The organism is Leptothrix sp. (in: b-proteobacteria) (assembly GCF_965250675.1).
Taxonomy (GTDB): Bacteria; Pseudomonadota; Gammaproteobacteria; order Burkholderiales; family Burkholderiaceae_C; genus Sphaerotilus.
The window spans coordinates 207,191-224,280 of record NZ_CBDFPH010000011.1; the positions used below are offsets into that span (position 1 = coordinate 207,191).

At 62.6% G+C, this 17,090-nt stretch carries 28 protein-coding genes; 15 read left to right on the forward strand and 13 right to left on the reverse strand.

From position 1 onward, the window contains the following. From AC5IG3_RS15360 to AC5IG3_RS15395, 8 genes are all read right to left on the reverse strand, one after another. Window positions 1–219: a phage head-tail joining protein gene (locus tag AC5IG3_RS15360; RefSeq protein ID WP_491907171.1), complete on the reverse strand. Its 219-nt coding sequence runs from the start codon at window positions 217–219 to the stop codon at window positions 1–3. A 53-nt stretch (window positions 220–272) separates the two neighbouring features. After that, window positions 273–575 carry a Mor transcription activator family protein gene (locus AC5IG3_RS15365; RefSeq protein ID WP_491907172.1) on the reverse strand — a complete coding sequence of 101 codons (303 nt, stop codon included), beginning with the start codon at window positions 573–575 and terminating at the stop codon, window positions 273–275. Window positions 576–605: 30 nt separating this feature from the next. Further along, entirely contained in the window at window positions 606–2,648 is a 2,043-nt protein-coding gene (locus tag AC5IG3_RS15370) for a phage terminase large subunit family protein (RefSeq protein WP_491907173.1), read from the reverse strand. Then, window positions 2,645–3,190 (reverse strand): hypothetical protein, encoded by a 546-nt coding sequence (locus AC5IG3_RS15375; protein WP_491907174.1) that lies wholly within the window; start codon window positions 3,188–3,190, stop codon window positions 2,645–2,647. Before AC5IG3_RS15375 ends, AC5IG3_RS15370 begins: the two co-directional genes overlap by 4 nt. 100 nt (window positions 3,191–3,290) lie before the next feature. Further along, window positions 3,291–4,097, reverse strand: coding sequence for a hypothetical protein (locus tag AC5IG3_RS15380; RefSeq protein WP_491907175.1), 807 nt, complete (start codon window positions 4,095–4,097; stop codon window positions 3,291–3,293). After that, entirely contained in the window at window positions 4,094–4,576 is a 483-nt protein-coding gene (locus AC5IG3_RS15385) for a hypothetical protein (RefSeq protein ID WP_491907176.1), read from the reverse strand. The genes AC5IG3_RS15380 and AC5IG3_RS15385 overlap by 4 nt, the downstream gene beginning before the upstream one ends. Further along, complete coding sequence (locus tag AC5IG3_RS15390) at window positions 4,560–5,681, reverse strand: YdaU family protein (protein WP_491907177.1); 1,122 nt, start codon at window positions 5,679–5,681, stop codon at window positions 4,560–4,562. Before AC5IG3_RS15390 ends, AC5IG3_RS15385 begins: the two co-directional genes overlap by 17 nt. A 244-nt stretch (window positions 5,682–5,925) precedes the next feature. Next, window positions 5,926–6,174 (reverse strand): hypothetical protein, encoded by a 249-nt coding sequence (locus AC5IG3_RS15395; RefSeq protein WP_491907178.1) that lies wholly within the window; start codon window positions 6,172–6,174, stop codon window positions 5,926–5,928. Window positions 6,175–6,266: 92 nt separating this feature from the next. On the opposite strand from AC5IG3_RS15395, the gene AC5IG3_RS15400 reads away from it, so the two are divergent. Beyond that, window positions 6,267–6,521 (forward strand): hypothetical protein, encoded by a 255-nt coding sequence (locus AC5IG3_RS15400; RefSeq protein ID WP_491907179.1) that lies wholly within the window; start codon window positions 6,267–6,269, stop codon window positions 6,519–6,521. 58 nt (window positions 6,522–6,579) lie between these two features. Next, a complete protein-coding gene (locus AC5IG3_RS15405) occupies window positions 6,580–6,840 on the forward strand; it encodes a hypothetical protein (RefSeq protein ID WP_491907180.1) in 261 nt (86 codons plus the stop codon). Window positions 6,841–6,911: 71 nt separating this feature from the next. On the opposite strand, the gene AC5IG3_RS15410 is transcribed toward AC5IG3_RS15405, so the two are convergent. Then, the gene (locus AC5IG3_RS15410) at window positions 6,912–7,169 is read right to left on the reverse strand and encodes a transcriptional regulator (protein ID WP_491907181.1); all 258 of its coding nucleotides are present in this window, start codon (window positions 7,167–7,169) and stop codon (window positions 6,912–6,914) included. A 29-nt stretch (window positions 7,170–7,198) separates the two neighbouring features. Between AC5IG3_RS15410 and AC5IG3_RS15415 the strand changes: the two genes are divergently transcribed. From AC5IG3_RS15415 to AC5IG3_RS15440, 6 genes are all read left to right on the forward strand, one after another. Further along, window positions 7,199–7,630 carry a helix-turn-helix domain-containing protein gene (locus tag AC5IG3_RS15415; protein ID WP_491907182.1) on the forward strand — a complete coding sequence of 144 codons (432 nt, stop codon included), beginning with the start codon at window positions 7,199–7,201 and terminating at the stop codon, window positions 7,628–7,630. Between the two features lie 53 nt (window positions 7,631–7,683). Beyond that, window positions 7,684–8,547, forward strand: a complete 864-nt coding sequence (locus AC5IG3_RS15420) for a HipA family kinase (RefSeq protein WP_491907183.1) — start codon at window positions 7,684–7,686, stop codon at window positions 8,545–8,547. Window positions 8,548–8,573: 26 nt separating this feature from the next. Further along, window positions 8,574–9,341, forward strand: a complete 768-nt coding sequence (locus tag AC5IG3_RS15425) for a hypothetical protein (protein ID WP_491907184.1) — start codon at window positions 8,574–8,576, stop codon at window positions 9,339–9,341. Between the two features lie 158 nt (window positions 9,342–9,499). Then, window positions 9,500–10,333 (forward strand): TIGR04255 family protein, encoded by an 834-nt coding sequence (locus tag AC5IG3_RS15430; protein ID WP_491907185.1) that lies wholly within the window; start codon window positions 9,500–9,502, stop codon window positions 10,331–10,333. After that, on the forward strand, window positions 10,333–10,950 hold the full coding sequence (locus AC5IG3_RS15435) for a hypothetical protein (protein ID WP_491907186.1): 618 nt from the start codon (window positions 10,333–10,335) through the stop codon (window positions 10,948–10,950). Before AC5IG3_RS15430 ends, AC5IG3_RS15435 begins: the two co-directional genes overlap by 1 nt. After that, complete coding sequence (locus tag AC5IG3_RS15440) at window positions 10,950–11,297, forward strand: hypothetical protein (RefSeq protein ID WP_491907187.1); 348 nt, start codon at window positions 10,950–10,952, stop codon at window positions 11,295–11,297. The genes AC5IG3_RS15435 and AC5IG3_RS15440 overlap by 1 nt, the downstream gene beginning before the upstream one ends. Window positions 11,298–11,437: 140 nt before the next feature. On the opposite strand, the gene AC5IG3_RS15445 is transcribed toward AC5IG3_RS15440, so the two are convergent. Together AC5IG3_RS15445 and AC5IG3_RS15450 are read right to left on the reverse strand one after the other, a co-directional pair. Then, the gene (locus AC5IG3_RS15445; RefSeq protein ID WP_491907188.1) at window positions 11,438–12,046 is read right to left on the reverse strand and encodes a hypothetical protein; all 609 of its coding nucleotides are present in this window, start codon (window positions 12,044–12,046) and stop codon (window positions 11,438–11,440) included. A 12-nt stretch (window positions 12,047–12,058) separates the two neighbouring features. After that, entirely contained in the window at window positions 12,059–12,352 is a 294-nt protein-coding gene (locus tag AC5IG3_RS15450) for a hypothetical protein (protein ID WP_491907189.1), read from the reverse strand. 271 nt (window positions 12,353–12,623) lie between these two features. Here AC5IG3_RS15450 and AC5IG3_RS15455 point away from each other — a divergent pair, with 271 nt between their 5' ends. After that, window positions 12,624–12,830 carry a hypothetical protein gene (locus AC5IG3_RS15455; RefSeq protein ID WP_491907190.1) on the forward strand — a complete coding sequence of 69 codons (207 nt, stop codon included), beginning with the start codon at window positions 12,624–12,626 and terminating at the stop codon, window positions 12,828–12,830. A 43-nt stretch (window positions 12,831–12,873) separates the two neighbouring features. Here the strand turns inward: AC5IG3_RS15455 and AC5IG3_RS15460 are convergent, their stop codons facing one another. Further along, window positions 12,874–13,269, reverse strand: a complete 396-nt coding sequence (locus tag AC5IG3_RS15460; RefSeq protein ID WP_491907191.1) for a hypothetical protein — start codon at window positions 13,267–13,269, stop codon at window positions 12,874–12,876. After that, window positions 13,269–14,042: a hypothetical protein gene (locus tag AC5IG3_RS15465; protein WP_491907192.1), complete on the reverse strand. Its 774-nt coding sequence runs from the start codon at window positions 14,040–14,042 to the stop codon at window positions 13,269–13,271. Before AC5IG3_RS15465 ends, AC5IG3_RS15460 begins: the two co-directional genes overlap by 1 nt. A gap of 239 nt (window positions 14,043–14,281) precedes the next feature. Between AC5IG3_RS15465 and AC5IG3_RS15470 the strand changes: the two genes are divergently transcribed. From AC5IG3_RS15470 to AC5IG3_RS15495, 6 genes are all read left to right on the forward strand, one after another. Then, a complete protein-coding gene (locus AC5IG3_RS15470; protein WP_491907193.1) occupies window positions 14,282–14,443 on the forward strand; it encodes a hypothetical protein in 162 nt (53 codons plus the stop codon). Continuing rightward, entirely contained in the window at window positions 14,440–14,964 is a 525-nt protein-coding gene (locus AC5IG3_RS15475; RefSeq protein WP_491907194.1) for a hypothetical protein, read from the forward strand. The genes AC5IG3_RS15470 and AC5IG3_RS15475 overlap by 4 nt, the downstream gene beginning before the upstream one ends. 103 nt (window positions 14,965–15,067) lie before the next feature. Then, on the forward strand, window positions 15,068–15,442 hold the full coding sequence (locus AC5IG3_RS15480; protein WP_491907195.1) for a hypothetical protein: 375 nt from the start codon (window positions 15,068–15,070) through the stop codon (window positions 15,440–15,442). 29 nt (window positions 15,443–15,471) lie between these two features. Then, entirely contained in the window at window positions 15,472–16,368 is an 897-nt protein-coding gene (locus AC5IG3_RS15485; RefSeq protein ID WP_491907196.1) for a hypothetical protein, read from the forward strand. A gap of 33 nt (window positions 16,369–16,401) precedes the next feature. Continuing rightward, window positions 16,402–16,656: a hypothetical protein gene (locus AC5IG3_RS15490; protein WP_491907197.1), complete on the forward strand. Its 255-nt coding sequence runs from the start codon at window positions 16,402–16,404 to the stop codon at window positions 16,654–16,656. Between the two features lie 44 nt (window positions 16,657–16,700). After that, window positions 16,701–17,066: a YfdP family phage-associated protein gene (locus AC5IG3_RS15495; protein ID WP_491907198.1), complete on the forward strand. Its 366-nt coding sequence runs from the start codon at window positions 16,701–16,703 to the stop codon at window positions 17,064–17,066. Window positions 17,067–17,090 lie beyond the last annotated feature (24 nt).

Genomic DNA, 17,090 nt, shown 5'->3' on the forward strand with positions numbered 1-17,090 from the left:
TCAGCGCTCCCGCGAGGTGATGAACACCGGATACCCGGTGCGCCGCCCGGTCTGGCCGGTGGCGCTGACGCTGGAAAGCACGCTGGCCACATGGGACCGCGCCGCCTGCAACTCCGGGATGGAGCGGTAGCGGACACGGCGGCCGTCCACTTCCACCTCCAGTTCGGAGGTGGCAATGGCTTGGTCGAGCCGGTCGAGGTCTGATTGCGTGAGGGCCATCCGCTCAGGCTACCGAGCGGGGTGTCTCATTTCCATAAAAGTCTGAGACGACTTTAGCCGGTGGGCTGCCCAGGCTGCTTGAGCACCCGATAGACCGTCGCCCGGCTGATGCCCAGGCACCGTGCTACCTCTGTCGCATTGCGGCCGTTGAATTGAGCAAGCACCTGTGATGCCAACAAGGATGACTTTGATGGCCGGCGGGCGCTGATGTACTCCATCGTCCCTGCAAACTCATCGCGCACAGCCATCTTCATTGCTGCGAGCTGTGCAGCGTCTTCGGCCAATGCGGGCTTGATCTGCAGCAGGTAGTCAAACAGCCTGTCGATCAGGTCGCTGTCGTCAAGAGCGTGGGTCATGGTTAGGGATGGGGTTATGGCGTGCAGAGCTCATCCGAGCCGGCGGGGCGCCTGCCGTGCAGCCAGCATGCGTGACGGCAGTTCAGGCAGCGTGGCTGGGTGAGGGATTTCAATCGGAGTCGGCAGAGGTGCCGAGATGACGATGTCAGGTGGGCTGAACAGGTCGCGGGCGGGCTGCACGGCTTGCTCCAGGCGCAGCCAGTCGGCATCTCGCTTGGCTTGCAGGCCCAGCATGTAGGCGCTGTGCAGCGCGTAGTTGCGGGTGTCGAGCACCTCGTTGCGTGCACGGCGTTTGACCCAGCGGTAGCTCTCGCCAGTGGCGGTGCGCGAGAGGATGCGCTGCTCAGCTGTGAGTTGCTCGTACCACTCACGCGGCAGCTGGTCGCTGAAGTGCACGTAGCCAGGGCCAGGCGCTGCGATGCTGAGCTGGCCGTGCAACAGATCTTTGGCGGTGTCGACACCGATCTCCCAGTTCTTGACGCCGTTGGGCCACTTCTGGCCGCGCCAGGTGACGTCCTGGCTGCTGGCGGTGCCCTTGATGGGCTTGCCTTCCTGGCTGGAGCCTTTGACCGAAAACACGCGCAGGCGGCCCTGCTGCTGGCGCACGAAGTTGTAGACGGCGTGGGTGTGGTGGCCCGAGTCGATACTGATGGCATCGATGCCCATCGATCCGCCGTGCCACGCCTGCGGGTAGCGGCGCTGCAGGTACTGCTCGACGGCGGCCCAGTCGCGCTCATCGGCGGGGTTACCTTCGATGATGTGGTGGTCGATCGGCCAGGACTCCATGCCGCGACCCCAGGCCCAGACGCCGATCTCCCAGCGGTTGCCCTGCAGGTCGACGCCAGCGGTGAGCACCAGGCCACCAACAGGCACCACACGCAGAGGGAACGGCTCAGCACGTGCCTGTAGCGCGTGCTCTTCGGTGCGGTCGCCGACGATTTCCCAGGTTTCGCCGAGCGTCTCGTTGACGAAGCCCTGCATCGGCCCGACGTTGCCCTCGGCCAGCGCAGCGAGCGCCTGTTCGAACTCGCGCACGATGTCGGCCCAGGTGCGCTGTGGGCTGTAGCCGGCCCAGATCTGGAATGCGACGTGGCGCGGGGGGCGGATGGGCTGGCCGGCGGCATCGCGCCAGATGCGGTCCTGGCCGTAGCGGATGCCGGTCTTGATGCAGACCCACTCGCCCAGCCAGGCGCGCAGGTAGTCGCCCTGCAAGATCTCGCCGCCGCAGTGCGGGCAGACGTGGCGCACGGTGTCGGGCTGGCCACGGGTCCACTTGATGCCGTGCGCTGCGTCCTTGCCGCCCCAGCTGAGCGGGTGCTCTTCCTGGCAGTGCGGGCAGCGGATGTTGTACCGCATGTCCGCGTCGGCGTTGAGGCGTGATCGCTCGACGTGGCACAGGCCCTTGATGCGCGGCGTGCTGCCGCCGACGAACTTGGGGTATGGCGCGCCCTCCAGTCGACCCTTGGCCAACGTGCCGGGATCGGAAGATTTTTCGATCTGCGCATCGAAGCCCGACCATTCGTCGAGGATGGACACGGCCACGGTGATGCGGCGGTAAGCACGCGCGGCCTTGCCACCCAGGAAGTGCGCCACCGAGTCACGGAAGGACTTGAAGGCGATGGTGTCTTTGTGCGCGCCGGCCTTGCTCTTGCGCCGTGCGGCGCGCACGGCGGCCACACCGTCGAGCACGGGGTCGATCTCGGACTTGACGAAGCTGTCGCGGTCGTCGTCGGTCGGCTGCCAGACGGCTTGCTTGCGGCGGCGGTGCGCGATGTTGTAGGCCACGAATGCGGCCACGGTCTTGGTGTAGCCGACGCGCTTGGACTTCTGGACGTCGACGTGCTCGATGTCGTCGTTGCTGAAGGCATCCATCCAGCCGATCTGGAACGGCCAGGATTCCCAGGCGCCCTTCTGGTGGCTGGATTCGCCGGCGAGCTTGAAGTGGTCAGCAGCCCAGTCGCTCAGGCGCTGGGGCGGCTCAGCGCGCAGGCTGTCGAGACCCAGGCGCACAGCAGCAATCGCAGCCCGGCGGGCCTCATGGCTGCAGCGATAGCGGCGCAGGGTGCGTGTCATTCGGTGTCGGCCTCATCAAAGGCATCGTGCTCATCGGCCACGTCATCGGGCTCATCCAGCTGCGCCTCGATCAGCGAGGCGGTGGAGCGGATCCACTCGTTGCGGGCCGAGGCGATCACCTGCTGGACTGCCACGCGCGCGGCCTCGGGCAGGTCGGGGCAGGCCTTGCGCAGTGAGCTGTCGAGCTGGTCGAAGCGGTCGACCACGGCAGACGACGCAGCGCCCAGCACGTCAGCCAGCAGGCCGATGGGGGCGTAGTCGCCGCGCGCCACGGCGTTCTTCATGTCCTGCGCCTCGCGCTGCGAGCGGGCCAGCGCGGCGCGCTCCTGCACCAGGTCGAGCCCGGCACCATCGCCCGACATGCGGCCGGCGGCTTGCTCGCGTAGGCGGCCACAGTAGGCCAGCAGCCAGGCATGCGACGTGGCGCCGGCATCGAGCACGCCACTGGTTTTCATCTGCGAAACGGCGGCCTCGCTGAGGCCGACCATCTGTGCGAATTCGGCCTGTGTCACCGGGGCCTGCAGGGCGAGTACGACCTTCACTTAACCCCCTTAGGAGAGTCCTGCAACAGCGCGAGAACGGGGTCCGAATTACCCGCACCGGAGGGAGCTGGGGAGGACCCGAGACCGGGGGGGTGGGCGGTCATGCGGCACCTCGGGCAGCCAGGCGGGCGGCGGATTCGCGCACCGCCTGCGCCACCTCTTCAGGCAGCACACGCTCCGCAGCGCGGCGTGCGATGCCATCGAAGTCGAAGCGCGGCTTGTACGTGGCCGCCTTGACGTAGACGAGCACCGGCGTGAGGTTGCGGCCGATGCGCTCGCGCTGGTACACGCCAGGCTTGAGCCTGCCGCCACGGCCAGGCAGCACGGCGATGAACTGGCCGCCGGCTTTGCGCTGCGCTGACACCTTGGCCTTGATGCTCTGCGGCGTGTTGGTGTAGCCGCTGAGCAGCTCGGTGCCCAGCTGGCTGATGATCTGCGCGATCTGCCCGCGGCTGACGTTGCCGTAGGCATCCAGCCGTGCACCGGCACCCGGCACCGACACCCAGCCCTTGGGCATGGCGCCCTTGGCCTGCAACGCCAGCTCATAGCGCTTGACGCGGCGGGTGCCGCCATCTACCTGGAACTGCAGGTACTTGCTGGCCGGCGTGTCGTTGCCGGTCTGGATGTAGCGCTGTACCTGGCCACGCTCGTTGCTGACGGCCTCGATGTCGAAGCCCACCACCGCCGCCAGCGACTTGGCCGTGGCACCGGTGTAGCGGATGTTGCGCGTGGTGTAAGCCGATGGCCGGTCAAACACGCTGGGCAACTCGCGCTGGACTTCAGTGCGGACCTTGGCGGCGGTGCGCGTCAACGCCGTGGCCAGCGCCGCATTCATGCGCCGGGCGGTGAAATCCTTGATCGCATCCTGCACCTCGCGCAAGCCCTTGATGTCCACCATGATCTTCATGCCGCCACCTGAAACTGCGCAGCGGCCACCGATACATCCACATCCCTGGGCAGGCCCAACCCCAGGCGCCACGACTCTCGCTGTGACAGCCCCAGCTTCTCGCCGCGTACCTCGCGCTGCATCAGCTTGTGCGCCCAGTCCCGGCCTGACCGGTACGGCGTAGGTGCCAGCTGGCTCAGTACCGCTGCAGCGCGCCGCACATCAGCGGGCGCAGGTGCAGGCTCAGCAGGGGCCGAGGGCTCTGGTGCCTGAGCGCACAAGGCCCGGAACGTCAGCACCGTCATCGGCAGCTTCAGCGGCAGATGCGCCAGGGCGTAGGCGATCGCCCACGGCTTCGTGCGGAACCCGCCCAGCTCACAGGCCCAGTCCTGCTTCACGGCCTCAGGCGGCAGCCCGTGCCACTGGAACAGGAAGTCCCGGCCATAGGTCACGGTCAGCTTCGACCAGACGGCGTCGACTTGATCAGGCGATAACTGCATGCTGCTGCTCCTCAAGGTACTTGACGATTCGTTCACCCAATGGCGTGCCCTTGAACAGGCCCGGCATCAGGCGGTAGTTCTGCAACTCGGCTTGCGTGGGCGGCTTCTCAGCCGGCACCGCTGCCACAGCGGGTACCTGCTGCGCCTCCATCGATGCCCCCTTCAGCGCGGCCAGCGCATAGGCAAAGCCCTTGCTCTTCTCGACGGCCACACCCGCAGCCCACTGGAACTGCGCATCCGACAGGCCCGAGCCAATCAACGCCAGCAGCTTCGGGTTTCCCGGATTCGTATCCGCCACGCCTTGCTGCCGCATCAGCCGACAGATGCGGCCGGCTTCCGTCGGGCTGGTCATCGGGGCTGCAGCACCTGCAACGGTTGCAGGTCGCGTTGCAGGTCGCGTTTCAGGCTGGGTGTCGTCCAGATCCCTGGTGACGTATTCGGGCTCTAGGGGGGTGCTCCCCTGCCCTGGCTGCTCAACCTCGTTCAAAGCAGCGTCAGAACACGCACCTGCAACGGTGGAAGTAAGTCCAGTGGTGTGTGTGTCTTTATTCTTTATTGGGAGTTGGGAGCTGGTAGCTGGGTTAGCCGTTGCAAGGCCGTTTCGAGCGCGTTGCAGGTCCGTTGCAGGTGGCGTTGCAGGTGATGCCTCAGGCGCCGATGCACTGGCTACCCCGTATTGCTTGGCCAGCTCGCGCACACGGCCCATCGGCGTGTTCCACGGCAGGCTGACGCCATGCGCCCGCAGGCCCGCAAACAGATCACTGCGCTCCTGGCGGTGTCGGCGCAGGCGCTCATGCTCTGCCGCCTTGGCCGCATCAGCACCGGCCTGCGTGGCCTGATAGGCCGCAATCTCGGCATCGCACCGCGACTGGTGATAGCCGTCATCGCACAACTCGAAATACTCCGCCAGCACCGTGTCCACGGCCTGGCGTTCGACCTTGCTGCGTGCGCCCACCACCCGGCACAGCTCGGCATGGTCGACCGGCAGCGCGGCCTCGGTGTTGTAGTAGCGCCGGATCAGGCGCCCATAAACGGCATCCTCGACCATCGTCAGGTGCGCCGTCGCCGCGGCCCAATCGCCCAGGTGAAACCGGAAAAAGTTCATCGCCGTGCTCTGTTGTTGTCGTGCTCAGCCCGGCCTCAGTCGAGGTCGGACCCTTCACCGTCTGCCGCATCCGAAAAAAAGCCCCCGGCCTGCTCAGCAGACGCGGGGGCAAAGGCTGCTGACGGCAACCCAGGGAGGAAACAGGCAGTGGACAGAGGCAGGCCCCGTGCGGCGCAGAGCGCGGCGCGGATAGCTGCCGTGTGAATGATGTTTTCGCGCTGCTGGGCGCAGGGGGTAGCGCAGGTCATCGGCCGTGCACGCCGTCGCTGAAGTCGGTATCGGCAAAGTCAGGCCCTTCGAGTCCCGACGAATCACCGCGATTCCGCTGGGCACGGCGCCGTGCCAGGCCGACACTGCCAAACGTGGCCAGCAACCAACCCTTCCGCAGCACATCAGCATTCGCAAGGTCTTGCGCCTGCGCCTGCTCGTACACGGTCAGCATTTCGTCATCGCTCAGGGCGACCTTGACGATGTGGGGGCGCTTGATACTCATCTTGTCAATCCACCTTTGGGGCGATAGGCGGGCGCCCTGCCTCAAGTACGCTGGCAGCTCTCACCCACACCAACGCCTCGAGGAGGGCACCCATGAAACTCGACTCAGACCGGCAGGGCATCGAACGCCCCTGCCCTTGGTTCAATACGTGCACCAAGACGCTGCAAAGCAATCAAATAACTGCCCACCAGCAACAAGAAGATCTGCAGCCCTACGAAGTGACGTGGTGCAACCATGAGCACAGCCCATTGCGAGAGCCCGTGGCAATGAAGATCGCTCGCAGCCACCTGCTGCTCACATGCGGCGGCAACTTGGCGCAATGCACGGTGCCGGAGGCGCAGCGGTAGGAGCTTCATGCAACGACCATCACAGCCACACCATTGAAACTGCCCAGGGAGGGCCCCCATGAACCAACCTCGAATCGTTCCCGGCAACACCGTCATGAAGTGGGCTGTGCACGCCACGGCGCAAGGCAGCATCGCCTTCATCGAAGGCATGACGGAGCACTGGCCGCGCACGCTGCCCCATGTAGGCGACACGCTGAACGTGCCTTTTCTGGTCGACCCGGTCACTCGACAGCCTGTGCCGGTGATGGTTCTGCAGCTGGTGGAATATCTCCAGCATCAGCCACCTGCCATTGCGATCGTCGTGGGTCGTCCGCACTGAGGCACAGCGGCTGGCTTTCGTCGCTCAAGAAGCGCACGTCATCGGTACAGGTGGGATTGCGCTCAGCCATGTCAGGCCACCGCTTTCTCTGCCACCGCGTTCTGCCGCAGCACCACCCAATCGACGTCCGGGCGCAACTCTTCGCACAGCACGGGTTGACCGACCGCTCGGGTGGCGCGCTCGATGGCGGGGCAGTGGCCGGCGGGAACCTTTTTCTGCTTCCAACCTTGTACGGACTGGTAATTCCTCAGGCCGATTGCCTTCGCTAGACCGATCGGTCCGCAGAGAGCTTTAATCGCTCGATCGAGGGGAGATAGCGTGTTCTGCATTCTTGCATTTTGCACAAGAAAAACTAGTAATGCAAAACAATCTTGTATCGACACAAACAAAACTTGTGTTCAGCATCGTGCCCATGTCAATCCACGACCGCATCAAAGCCCGCCGAAGCGCTCTGGAGCTCTCGATGGAGCAGCTTGCCGCACTGGTTGGAGTTACTTGGCAAACAGTGCAGCAGTGGGAAAAGTCGACCGCCCCAACGCGCAAGAGGCTGCCGCTTGTTGCCACTTCTCTGAAGTGTGATGAAGGGTGGCTGACCACGGGGAAGACTAGTGAATCAGGGTCAGACCGGCCCCAATCGCCAGAAGCTCTTCTTCAAGACTGGCGTTTGCGCGCTTCTGCGAAGTCGGTGGCCGTGATCGACACCTTGACCTTGCTGGCCAAGAAAAACGAACTCAGGGAAGAAGATTGGCAACTCATCGACGACCTCGCGCATCGCATGCGAAACCGCTGACGGCACACAGCGCCAACGAAGGGACTTACCACCCCACAGCAGCCCCAGTGGAGTTGCTGACGCTGAACCTTGGGGCCACGCGCGTGATGCGTGACCTGGAGGCCAGCAAGCCAGATGAACTGTGGGTGGCCTCTGGCCGCAGGGCATCGGACGAAACCGACGTCAGCCTTTACTTGCGGGTGGGGCCGCCGAGGCAGATGGCGGCGGAACTGGTGTGCGCCGTCATTGGCCGAGCACTGGGGCTGGCCGTGCCGGAGCCGTTCATCGTACGGATACCCGCAGGTGCACTGCCAGGCTCCCAGCTCACGAAGGCTTCACCTCAGGACACCCTCGCGGTTGGCACCAAGCACCTGGGCGGCGGCAGCTTTGACCAGCTGCTGAACAAGCGAGCTGCGATGGCCACCAAGCTGCTGCTGCAATGGCCTGACCTTATGGCGGTGACAGCATTCGACGGCTGGCTGGCCAACATCGACCGCAACCTGGGCAACTTCGTCTACGCGCGTCGCAGGCTGTGGCTCATTGACCATGCCGAGGCCATCGGCGGGCCGATGCTCGACAAGTTCGACTACGCCGACCTGGTCGATGCGCCGCTGACCAACAAGATCACACTCATACTCAACGAGTTCTTCGACGCCGGAGAGCGTCTGGGCCTGCTCGACGCGGCAGCCCAGTGGCTGCGGTTTCCAGCCGCCGCACTCAGCGTCGCCGAGGCCATGGACTCGATTCCATTGCACCATTGGCACTCCGACGCCGAGCGAAACAACCTGCTGGCCTTTGTGCGCGAACGCTTCACCCACACCCACACCTTTCTATGCCAACAACTTGGACACCCCCAACTGGCATTGCCGAAGCCCTTACAGCGGAACACACCGGCATCAGCGGGCGGCGCGGCGTCATTGAGTTCACCCCCAACCTGATCTCGGGCGAGCGCATCTGCGCCGGGGTGGTGCTGCAGCTGATGAATGGCGAAACCGTCTACCGCAGTGCGGTCAACACCGCTACCGCAGAGCGCTTGTTCGGCGCTGCGGGCGCAGCACTGGCCGATGTGACACAGTTCCTGTGCGAGTCTCTTGCCGCCCACTGGAATAGCGGCGCTGAATCAGAGTGGATCCCCCCTTTCCGCCACGCCCACTTGAGCAACGTCAGCCCGTTCTCAGCAGCCAACGCTGAGGCTGCGCTCAGTCACGCGTTGAGCATGCACAGCACCTTGCACCAGCTGTTCGCTGAAGCCCAGGCAGAGGCCGCACCGCGCCAGCGGTCCTTGGTGGAACAGGTCAAGCAGCACATCCGCCGCAGTGTGCGCACCAAGCACCTGTCACAGCGCTTTGGGCGCTACCTGACATTGGGTGACCGCGCTGCGCCACTGAGGGTGGACTTTCTGGGCCGCCAAGCCGTGTGTTACTTCCTGCAGGTCACGCAGAGCGACCGCATGCTGGACACCAACCTCACCCAAGCCTACGGCAAGCTCTTCGAACTGGCTGCCCTGCGCCGCTTCGTCTCCAACCAGCCGACCACCCTAGGCCTGCTGGCCAACGAACGGCCCCGGCACTTCGAGCTCATCTTGGTTGGCGACCCGCAGAACCCTGTGCGGCGCAGTGCACTGGCGCAAATCGAGGCCATCGCCGATAACCAAAAAGTGTTGTCCCGCACCATACCGACAGCTGCCGCTGCAGCCGAGCGGGTCGTCCAACTGGAGCGGTTAGCGGCCTGATTGATGGGATGGGATGGAACCACCGCATGCGTTGAACTGCGGCATTTGTCGCGTGATGCACACGTCTGCACTGACATACCCCAATGCCAGGTTGGCAGCTTAAGGGTACATTTCGGTTGTTTATGCTGCGCAGCAGCATTTACCGGAAAACTACAAACATGACTACAAAGCCCAATCCGCTTCGGGGCAAGAACGCGATCGAAGCTGCTGTCTTTGCCGTCACCCTCATGGAGCCGATTGACCAAATGGCCATGAGTGCCGTGGTGGACGCGATTCAGGCAAAGTTTCAAGATGACTTGCCCGGCGAGGAACGGCCACAAACGATCAGCTTGGCGATTGGGCCAGGCGCTTCTATGCCTGTTCAGACACACTCTGTCGGTGGCATTCATCGGTTTCTCACGAAGAACGATGGCCAGTTGGTTTGGAGCCTTCGGGTGGATGCAACCGGTATGCAGGTGGCCTGCTTCGATTACACCGACTACAAATCAGTCAGTGAAAAAGCACTGAGCTATCTCAGTTTTTCACTTGAAGCAATTGGCCACTCACTGCCAGTGGGTGAACTGGCTTTTCATGTAATAGATAAATTTTTATATCCGCTTCAGTGTGAAGACTCTGACCTGAATCGAGATAATTTATTCAGGCAGAATACAGACTACCTCACGGGGAAAACGCATTCAACCGGAAGATACTGGCATGTGTTTCAAGGTTGGTTTGATGACTATACGGACGATTTGCATATATTAAACCAGTTAAATATAAACAGTACAAAAATACTGCCAACTGGCAATACAGGTGTATTTATTGATCACCGTATTTCGCTCAGAACAATATCAGGTGAAAAAGCATTTGACTCAAGCGCCATAGATAAAGGCGATGGGTTGCTTGAGGGTTTAAAGAAAATTTTTTACAAGTTGCATCAAAAAAATAGCTACGCAATCCGAGGTTTACTTACCGATGAGATGCTTCAAGCTGTTGGCATGGAGGACAAATAATGAGCAGCCTTGGATACAGGCAGCATCAACCAATGTTAACAACAGCCGCTATCGGTTCAGTTTTTGAAGATTTTTATGCCAGCGATACCTCGCTTGGTGCACATTTGACTGCCACGCGTGCATCGAATGCTACTGGCCAACATCACGTTTTGGCTACTGAAACAGCAAGACACGATCAAAACCCTGCCGCGACATCAGCTCTCCGCAAGAGTTTTTTGTCGCTAAGAGCGGCCCAATTTACATTGGGAATAACATGCCTTGGGCTGGCCCCTCCATATACTGAGACCTACACCCAACCTCAAGCTTTGGTTGCTCTGTCGTTAAGCTGGGCCAACGATACGGTCAAACATTTTTTACGCGATGCACGCACCGTAAATCAATATGGGCTTGAGAAAATAAATTTTTTGATTCTCTCTAAATTTCCACAGGCAGATATTATTTATTCTACTGATTTTGATCCAGATCGACCCGAGACACCTGTTTTGTTGATTAATGTAGATACTGCCGATATGCCGATTAGAAAACAGATGGAGCTTGAGGAACAAGTACATCAGGCCATTATGTCTGACGCTTCATCTCTTTCTGCCAAGCGGCATGTATTGATAAACGTTTTTTAATGGCCCTCACGCCCGTCGATTATTTCCGGCTGGCTGAAAAGTTGCTTTCAGACGCCAATGGGGATGGCGCTGAATTGCGCAGTGCCGCATCTCGCGCCTACTATGCTGGACTATTGTCCGCAAGGGAGAAGATGAATTCCTCAACGACTGGAGAAAGTGGTCATCAGAGAGTTATTGATCAACTCACAGAGCGTCATCGCCCTGCTGGAGATTGGCTCAAACTCGCAAAAATTGTCAGAGTCAAGGCGGACTATAAGATAAACGAATCTTGCAGTCGAAGCGAAGTAAAAAATTCAGTGAATTCGGTGAGAAAGCTTCTGGTTTGGCTCAAGGTCATTTCGGATTAATATTCGACAGCAGCATATAAAATACTGCCTCACACAGAGCTTTGTGCCCAATCAGCCGTGGTTCGTCGTAATACTCTGGTTTAACGGCTATAGCTCTGTGCTTATCCACCAGCCACCACGGACGGTTTGCAACACCACTTTTACGGCAACGTCACCGGAATGGGCCTGAAGTAGCCCTTGATCATGGCCGGCTTTCGCACTGCAATCTGAATGTGGTTGCGTGCCGTGATGCCGGCACCGCCGTACAACGGTCCGCCTTCAGCGAAGGCACCACGCACGGTGTCATACGAGGCCAGGCCGTTGACGACACGGGCACCGCACATGAACTCAATCACCGCACGATCCAAGAACCGCCTCGGGTAGTCCGGTGCGGGCCCCTTGTTCTTGGGCATCTCCTTGCCCTGTGATGCCAGCGACAGGCTCATGGACAGCCATGCGGCTGCCAGTTCATCCAAGGCCGCTTGGTCGAACAAACTGCAGCATGTCCCCAGGTCGATGATGGCGCCCACAACCGCTGGCGTCTTGATAATGCCCTTCGACAGCAGGGCGTTGTGGGCTGCATCCTCAGCCCACTGCATGGCACGCTGCGGGCTGGCCTCCCAGAAGTAGATGCCGTCACCCAGCCAGTCATGATCGTTGCCACTGGGCTTGAGCTTCGCCTTGCCGGCGAACACCTTTTCGGCGATCGACTCATCGCATCCGTGAAAACCGAGCACCCAGTTGGGCTGGGTCTTGTAGAGATCCCACATCGGCTGCGCCAATCAGCCGCCGAAGCTCTTCTTCAGGTTGCCCGCCTTGGTCAGCAGGCCAGCGCTGGTCAACATCTCGCGCGCAAACTCCGGGTCACTGGCCAGCTTGGCATTGAAGGCCTTGAGCCGCTCGGCGAACTCAGGATCCGTCAGACGCTGGATTCGCCCCTGTGCGAGCGTGGCTGTCGCACGGGTGGACACCGTAGCGCTGGCGCTCAGTGTGTGCTCGCGCACCGCCGACGTCTTGCGCGCCACTGGCGCTTTGCGTGCCACTGTCGTTGCCGTAGCTGCTTGTGCTTTGCTCATTTCGTTCCCCTTTCAGCAGGCGGTCCTTGCCGTATTCACTGCCGGGTTTTGATCTCTGGTAATGCACAGTCATTTGTGCAAACCTCAAGTGTCACACAGCAATTTGCGCTACTGCCGATGAACGTATCAACTGGTCAACCAATATTTCTATCGCAGATCCAGTGAGACGCATACAACCCACACGGCATGTAAGTGTCGACGCTGGAGTGGCCTATGACCATCCCCCTTCGGGGGGATGGCTCCGTCAGCAGCGTCGTGCGCCAATCAACGCATGCAATCCATCACAGACCCCGTAGCGTTGGTCGCTGCACTGCAGCGTGTCATTGGCCAGGCCGTGATCGCCGAGTCAGGCGCTGAAGCCTGGGATGGCGTGCGGCGTCGGGCCTTGGCCCGATTGGATGAGTTCACCGCAGTGGTCGAGGTTGATCCTGCTGGTGATGAGTTGCTGGCGGCTTGGGTGGCTGGGCTGCAAGTGTGAAAAAGCCGCCTCGGAGGGCGGCTGTAGCGCGGCCAAAGGCGCGTCAAACCTGGGCGCCAGGTTGCATCAGGTTCATCATGTCTCTGGACTGCTGGAGCTGGGTCACCGCTTCGTTGTCAGCCAGGGCATCGCGCAGCTTGTAGTCGGCCAGCACGCGTCTATCGCGCAGGGTCTGGAGCTTGATCGCCAGCTTGCGCGAAAGCTTTTTCAACTCCTGCGGAATACCAGGACCAGGGTTCTGCAACTGATTGATCAGCTCTTGATGCTTGCCACCCGCTTTGCCTGCAACTGACCCGGGCTCAGGCAACGCCTGATGCCAGTCCAGGCAGAGGTGGTAGGCCGCGTAGTAGCTGCGGCTGATGCTGGCTCTGCGGTCACACTCCGCGCCAGTTTCAAGACGCTCTGCCAAGTCCAGTAGATCGGTAGGCTGGATGCTCATCAGGCCTCCTGGATGTTGTCCGGCAGAAAGCTGAACGCCAACCCGGGTCGATCCAGGTCGCGGTCGATCATGAGGTCGATCACCCGGTCAGTGAGTGCAGACGCGCGTGCGGCAGAGCCGTCGACGTAGTACTGATAAAGCAGCCCCGTGTCGTCTGAAGTGTTGGTCACGCGGACCACTGGCGCGAAGCGCAACCACATTTCCCTCTCTGCGCGCAGAACCTCTCCGGCCACATCCAGCATGGCTTGCACGTCGGTTTCGTTCAGGCCCATGCGGTCCAGAACTTCGACTGCTGCAGTCGCCACGTCCGCTGCGGCATCATTTTCAGCACCCCAGGCCAACTGGCTGCGGCGTTGCGCGTCGATGTTCACAATCATGGCGTTGAAGGCTCCGCAGACCAATCCAGAGCAGAAATTGTCGATCAGATTGTTGTTCTCCAGTGCCACGGCCGCACCGTAAAGCTCTGCTGAACGTGTGAAGTAGCCCAGATTGCCATACGTGCCCATTTGTACCCCAGCGCAGAGGTACTTGGGGGCGCCCACAAGTCGAGCATTGTGAATCCAGCGGTGCGCAGCCTCCATGTCCCCCGTCATGGACACCAGTTCCGCCATACGAAGGCTGCCATCCAGGGCATCAACCTTCATCAGATTTTGAATCGAGCGCTCGATCTTTCGAAACGTGAACGACGATGGATCCAGCCACTTGACGGTGGCTTCAATCAGGATCCGCAGTTCTTCGCTGATTTCGTTGTTCTTGGTAGCCGGCTTGAGCACTAGACCTCATCCCCTGTTTGCTGCGCCACAACACCACGTCGCCATCGCATCTGATGCGGAACGGTCGTGAATCTGGGTCTGCCGTGCAGACGTTGCACCAGGCCGAGTGTCACACAGCAATTTGCACTGAAGTCGGCGGCTCAATACAAAATCCTCTTGTATTACTAGTTTTTCTTGTGTAATCTTCGCCCCATCGCACCCCACAGCGCCGCCGGCGCCGGTCGCGACAGAGGTCAGAGATGGACGAGATCGAGACCATCGTCATCACCAAGACGATGCTGAGTGAGGCGCTGGCCGAGCACATGCTGCTGGGCCGCAACCCGCCGACCGACGGTGACTTCGCCATGCTGGCGGCGTTCACCCACCTGCTCTGGGCCTCGCTGGCGGCGGATGCGCAATGAGCGCGATCGCCCCGCTGCCCCTCATGCGCGCCCTCAACGTGCGCTTCTCGTGCCCCGCCGGGCTGCTGATTCGCCAGGCCGAGCCGCTGCACATCACGCGCCGTGGCCTGCTGCTGGTGCGCATGCTCGACAACGGCGAGCGCCGGCTGATCGACAGCAGCAGCCTCATCCAGCCGGCCGAACTGGCCGCCGCCCAAGCCGAAGTCGACGACTGGGCGCCACACACCCAGCCCAGCGTCTACGCCCACGAAATGCCGGCCTGCCGTGGCACCTGCCTGCAGGGCCAGCAGCGCTGTGAGCACCCGGCGCACTGCGCCACGGCCACCACGCGCAACGCTGATCTGGACGATGACCAGGACGACGACGACCTGCCCACGTTCACGGGCTCGCTCGACGTGGCACCGGCCCGCCGCGCGCCCGCCCGCCGCCGCGCATGGCTGCCCCACGCTGCGGCGGATTACGCCCTCGCGATCGCCCTGGGCATCGTGCTGGGCCAACTGCTGCCGGCCTGGACGCTGTGATGGCACTCCGGCCCGACCGCAACGAACAAGCCGCTTGCAGCGGCCCCTGGCGCCGCGCCAGCCTGCTGCGCCGCATCTGGTGGTGGCTGCTGGGGCCAAGGCCATGAGCACCCAGCGCCTCTACGGCGTGCTGGTCCGAGATGCCGAGGCCCGCATCACTGCCCCCGACGGCGCATGGCGCATCTACGTGGAGCTGGAAGCCACGCCTGACATGCCTGCTGTGTGCGCCTACCGCCAGTACGGCGCCGGCCAGGTCGCAGCCATGGTCGTGCGCAGCGCCGCACGCGAGCTGCCCCGGGGCGCCCGCGTGTACGTGCATTGCCGCGGCCTGCAACACAGCGAAACCCGCGATGGCCTGATCCTGCTGTGCCATGCCGTTGAGCAGATCGAGCCGCTGGGTAAGGCCAGCGATCGCACAGAAGCCGCGCCGCGCCAGCCCCAGGGCGAACTGACACGCGGCGGCGTGATGCGGCTGTGAGCATGATCACCCCACGTCAAGCCACAGCTGTGGCCGCAACGATCACCTCGGTGATTGGCGTTGCCATGGCCGCCGCTGCCGCGATGGAGCGCAGCACAGCGCCGGCTGATCGCGCGCTCGTCATGGCCGCTGCCGTTGTCATCACACTGGCCGCGCACCTGCTGCCCACCATTGCGAACAACCGCACAAGGGGGAAAGGGGCCGCTGCCTGGGCGCTTTGGGCGGTCTGCATGGCGCTCACGGTGTATGGGCACATGGTGTTCTTCGCATCAGCAGCAGGCCACGCTGGCAGCAGCCGGGCGGCTACGGTGGAAGAGACTGCGCACAGCCGCGCCCTGCGCGAGCAGCTGGCCAGCATCAGCGCCAGGCCGCTCGGCACGGTCGCAGCCGACCTGGTCATGGTCCAGCACCGCGCCAGCGCAGCCAACCTGCAGGCACAGCGCTGCGAGCAGGCCACCCCGGGCCGCTGCGCCAGCCGCCGCACCGCCGCCCAGCAGGCGCACGACCAGGTCGAAGCGCTCAGGACCGAACACACCGAGGCCCAGCGCGCCGCCGACCTGCGCGGCCAGCTGACCACCGCTGCTGCCAGTTTGGACACGCGCCGCACCAGTGCCGCCTCCGACCCCGTTGCCTCGCAGCTGAACCGCCTGACCGGCACAGGCGCCGATGCGCTGCCGCTGATGGTGGCCGTGCTGTCGTCGATCGTGGTCGAGTTGCTGGCTGCGCTGTTGTGGTCAGAAGCGCTGCGCGATGCGCGCGCGCCAGAGGCCGCAGAACAGGCCGTTCCTGACTTCCGCCAACGCCATGTGCTGGCGGAACTGCTCGACACCGGCACCAGGCCGCGCGCGCCGATTCCGGCCATGAGCCCCGCCCGCCGCGTCCGGCCTCAGAGCACCGCCCCGCCAAACGCCGCGCCTGCGACTTGATCACCCCCACCACCCAGCACCACGAGCACCCCCATGCGTCAACCGAAATTCAAGCCCCTTGGCATTGCCGAACCCACCGAGCCGATTCCTGAGCTGGCCGGCTCACTGCGCCACAACAGCATGAACCCGGGCCACACCAGCAACGGCCTGTTCGTGCCGGCCTACGTGCCGCGCGCCGGCAGCATGGACTTTGCCGCGCACCCCAGCCGCAACGGCCGCGACCTGCACTTCCGCAACGGCCAGCGCGGCGTGACGGACCACGCGCTGACGAACGCGCCTGCGCACTGACGCCCCTTTTCCCATCGACCCACCCACCCCTCAAGGAGAACCTGATGAGCATCCGCCCCATCACCGACACGCTACGCCTCTTGGACGGCGGCGCATTCATTGACCTGTGCAGCCAGAAGCTGGCCGACGCCGTGCGCGCCGTGGAAGAGACCGGCAAGGCCGGCAAGGTGACGATCACGTTGGACCTCAAGCGCAGCAGCAGCGCCATCGAAGTGACCCCGCGCTGCACCAACAAGGTCCCCGAGCCCAAGCCCGACAGCTCGCTGCTGTGGGCCACGGTCGAGGGGAACCTGACCGAACAAAACCCCAACCAGCAGACGCTGGAACTGCGCCCGGTGGCGGCGCCCGCCGTCACGTTGCGCGCCGCCACCCCTGAAACCGCCCTTGCACAAACGCTGCGTGCCGGCTGATCCGTTCCCCCACCCACGACCTTG

What these genes read in the sequence shown, in the direction of transcription:
- AC5IG3_RS15360 (WP_491907171.1), bottom strand. Translation starts at nt 219, where the DNA reads ATGGCCCTCACGCAATCAGACCTCGACCGGCTCGACCAAGCCATTGCC.
- AC5IG3_RS15365 (WP_491907172.1), bottom strand. Translation starts at nt 575, where the DNA reads ATGACCCACGCTCTTGACGACAGCGACCTGATCGACAGGCTGTTTGAC.
- AC5IG3_RS15370 (WP_491907173.1), bottom strand. Translation starts at nt 2,648, where the DNA reads ATGACACGCACCCTGCGCCGCTATCGCTGCAGCCATGAGGCCCGCCGG.
- AC5IG3_RS15380 (WP_491907175.1), bottom strand. Translation starts at nt 4,097, where the DNA reads ATGAAGATCATGGTGGACATCAAGGGCTTGCGCGAGGTGCAGGATGCG.
- AC5IG3_RS15385 (WP_491907176.1), bottom strand. Translation starts at nt 4,576, where the DNA reads ATGCAGTTATCGCCTGATCAAGTCGACGCCGTCTGGTCGAAGCTGACC.
- AC5IG3_RS15390 (WP_491907177.1), bottom strand. Translation starts at nt 5,681, where the DNA reads ATGAACTTTTTCCGGTTTCACCTGGGCGATTGGGCCGCGGCGACGGCG.
- AC5IG3_RS15395 (WP_491907178.1), bottom strand. Translation starts at nt 6,174, where the DNA reads ATGAGTATCAAGCGCCCCCACATCGTCAAGGTCGCCCTGAGCGATGAC.
- AC5IG3_RS15400 (WP_491907179.1), top strand. Translation starts at nt 6,267, where the DNA reads ATGAAACTCGACTCAGACCGGCAGGGCATCGAACGCCCCTGCCCTTGG.
- AC5IG3_RS15405 (WP_491907180.1), top strand. Translation starts at nt 6,580, where the DNA reads ATGAACCAACCTCGAATCGTTCCCGGCAACACCGTCATGAAGTGGGCT.
- AC5IG3_RS15410 (WP_491907181.1), bottom strand. Translation starts at nt 7,169, where the DNA reads ATGCAGAACACGCTATCTCCCCTCGATCGAGCGATTAAAGCTCTCTGC.
- AC5IG3_RS15415 (WP_491907182.1), top strand. Translation starts at nt 7,199, where the DNA reads ATGCAAAACAATCTTGTATCGACACAAACAAAACTTGTGTTCAGCATC.
- AC5IG3_RS15430 (WP_491907185.1), top strand. Translation starts at nt 9,500, where the DNA reads ATGACTACAAAGCCCAATCCGCTTCGGGGCAAGAACGCGATCGAAGCT.
- AC5IG3_RS15435 (WP_491907186.1), top strand. Translation starts at nt 10,333, where the DNA reads ATGAGCAGCCTTGGATACAGGCAGCATCAACCAATGTTAACAACAGCC.
- AC5IG3_RS15440 (WP_491907187.1), top strand. Translation starts at nt 10,950, where the DNA reads ATGGCCCTCACGCCCGTCGATTATTTCCGGCTGGCTGAAAAGTTGCTT.
- AC5IG3_RS15445 (WP_491907188.1), bottom strand. Translation starts at nt 12,046, where the DNA reads ATGTGGGATCTCTACAAGACCCAGCCCAACTGGGTGCTCGGTTTTCAC.
- AC5IG3_RS15450 (WP_491907189.1), bottom strand. Translation starts at nt 12,352, where the DNA reads ATGAGCAAAGCACAAGCAGCTACGGCAACGACAGTGGCACGCAAAGCG.
- AC5IG3_RS15455 (WP_491907190.1), top strand. Translation starts at nt 12,624, where the DNA reads ATGCAATCCATCACAGACCCCGTAGCGTTGGTCGCTGCACTGCAGCGT.
- AC5IG3_RS15460 (WP_491907191.1), bottom strand. Translation starts at nt 13,269, where the DNA reads ATGAGCATCCAGCCTACCGATCTACTGGACTTGGCAGAGCGTCTTGAA.
- AC5IG3_RS15470 (WP_491907193.1), top strand. Translation starts at nt 14,282, where the DNA reads ATGGACGAGATCGAGACCATCGTCATCACCAAGACGATGCTGAGTGAG.
- AC5IG3_RS15475 (WP_491907194.1), top strand. Translation starts at nt 14,440, where the DNA reads ATGAGCGCGATCGCCCCGCTGCCCCTCATGCGCGCCCTCAACGTGCGC.
- AC5IG3_RS15480 (WP_491907195.1), top strand. Translation starts at nt 15,068, where the DNA reads ATGAGCACCCAGCGCCTCTACGGCGTGCTGGTCCGAGATGCCGAGGCC.
- AC5IG3_RS15490 (WP_491907197.1), top strand. Translation starts at nt 16,402, where the DNA reads ATGCGTCAACCGAAATTCAAGCCCCTTGGCATTGCCGAACCCACCGAG.
- AC5IG3_RS15495 (WP_491907198.1), top strand. Translation starts at nt 16,701, where the DNA reads ATGAGCATCCGCCCCATCACCGACACGCTACGCCTCTTGGACGGCGGC.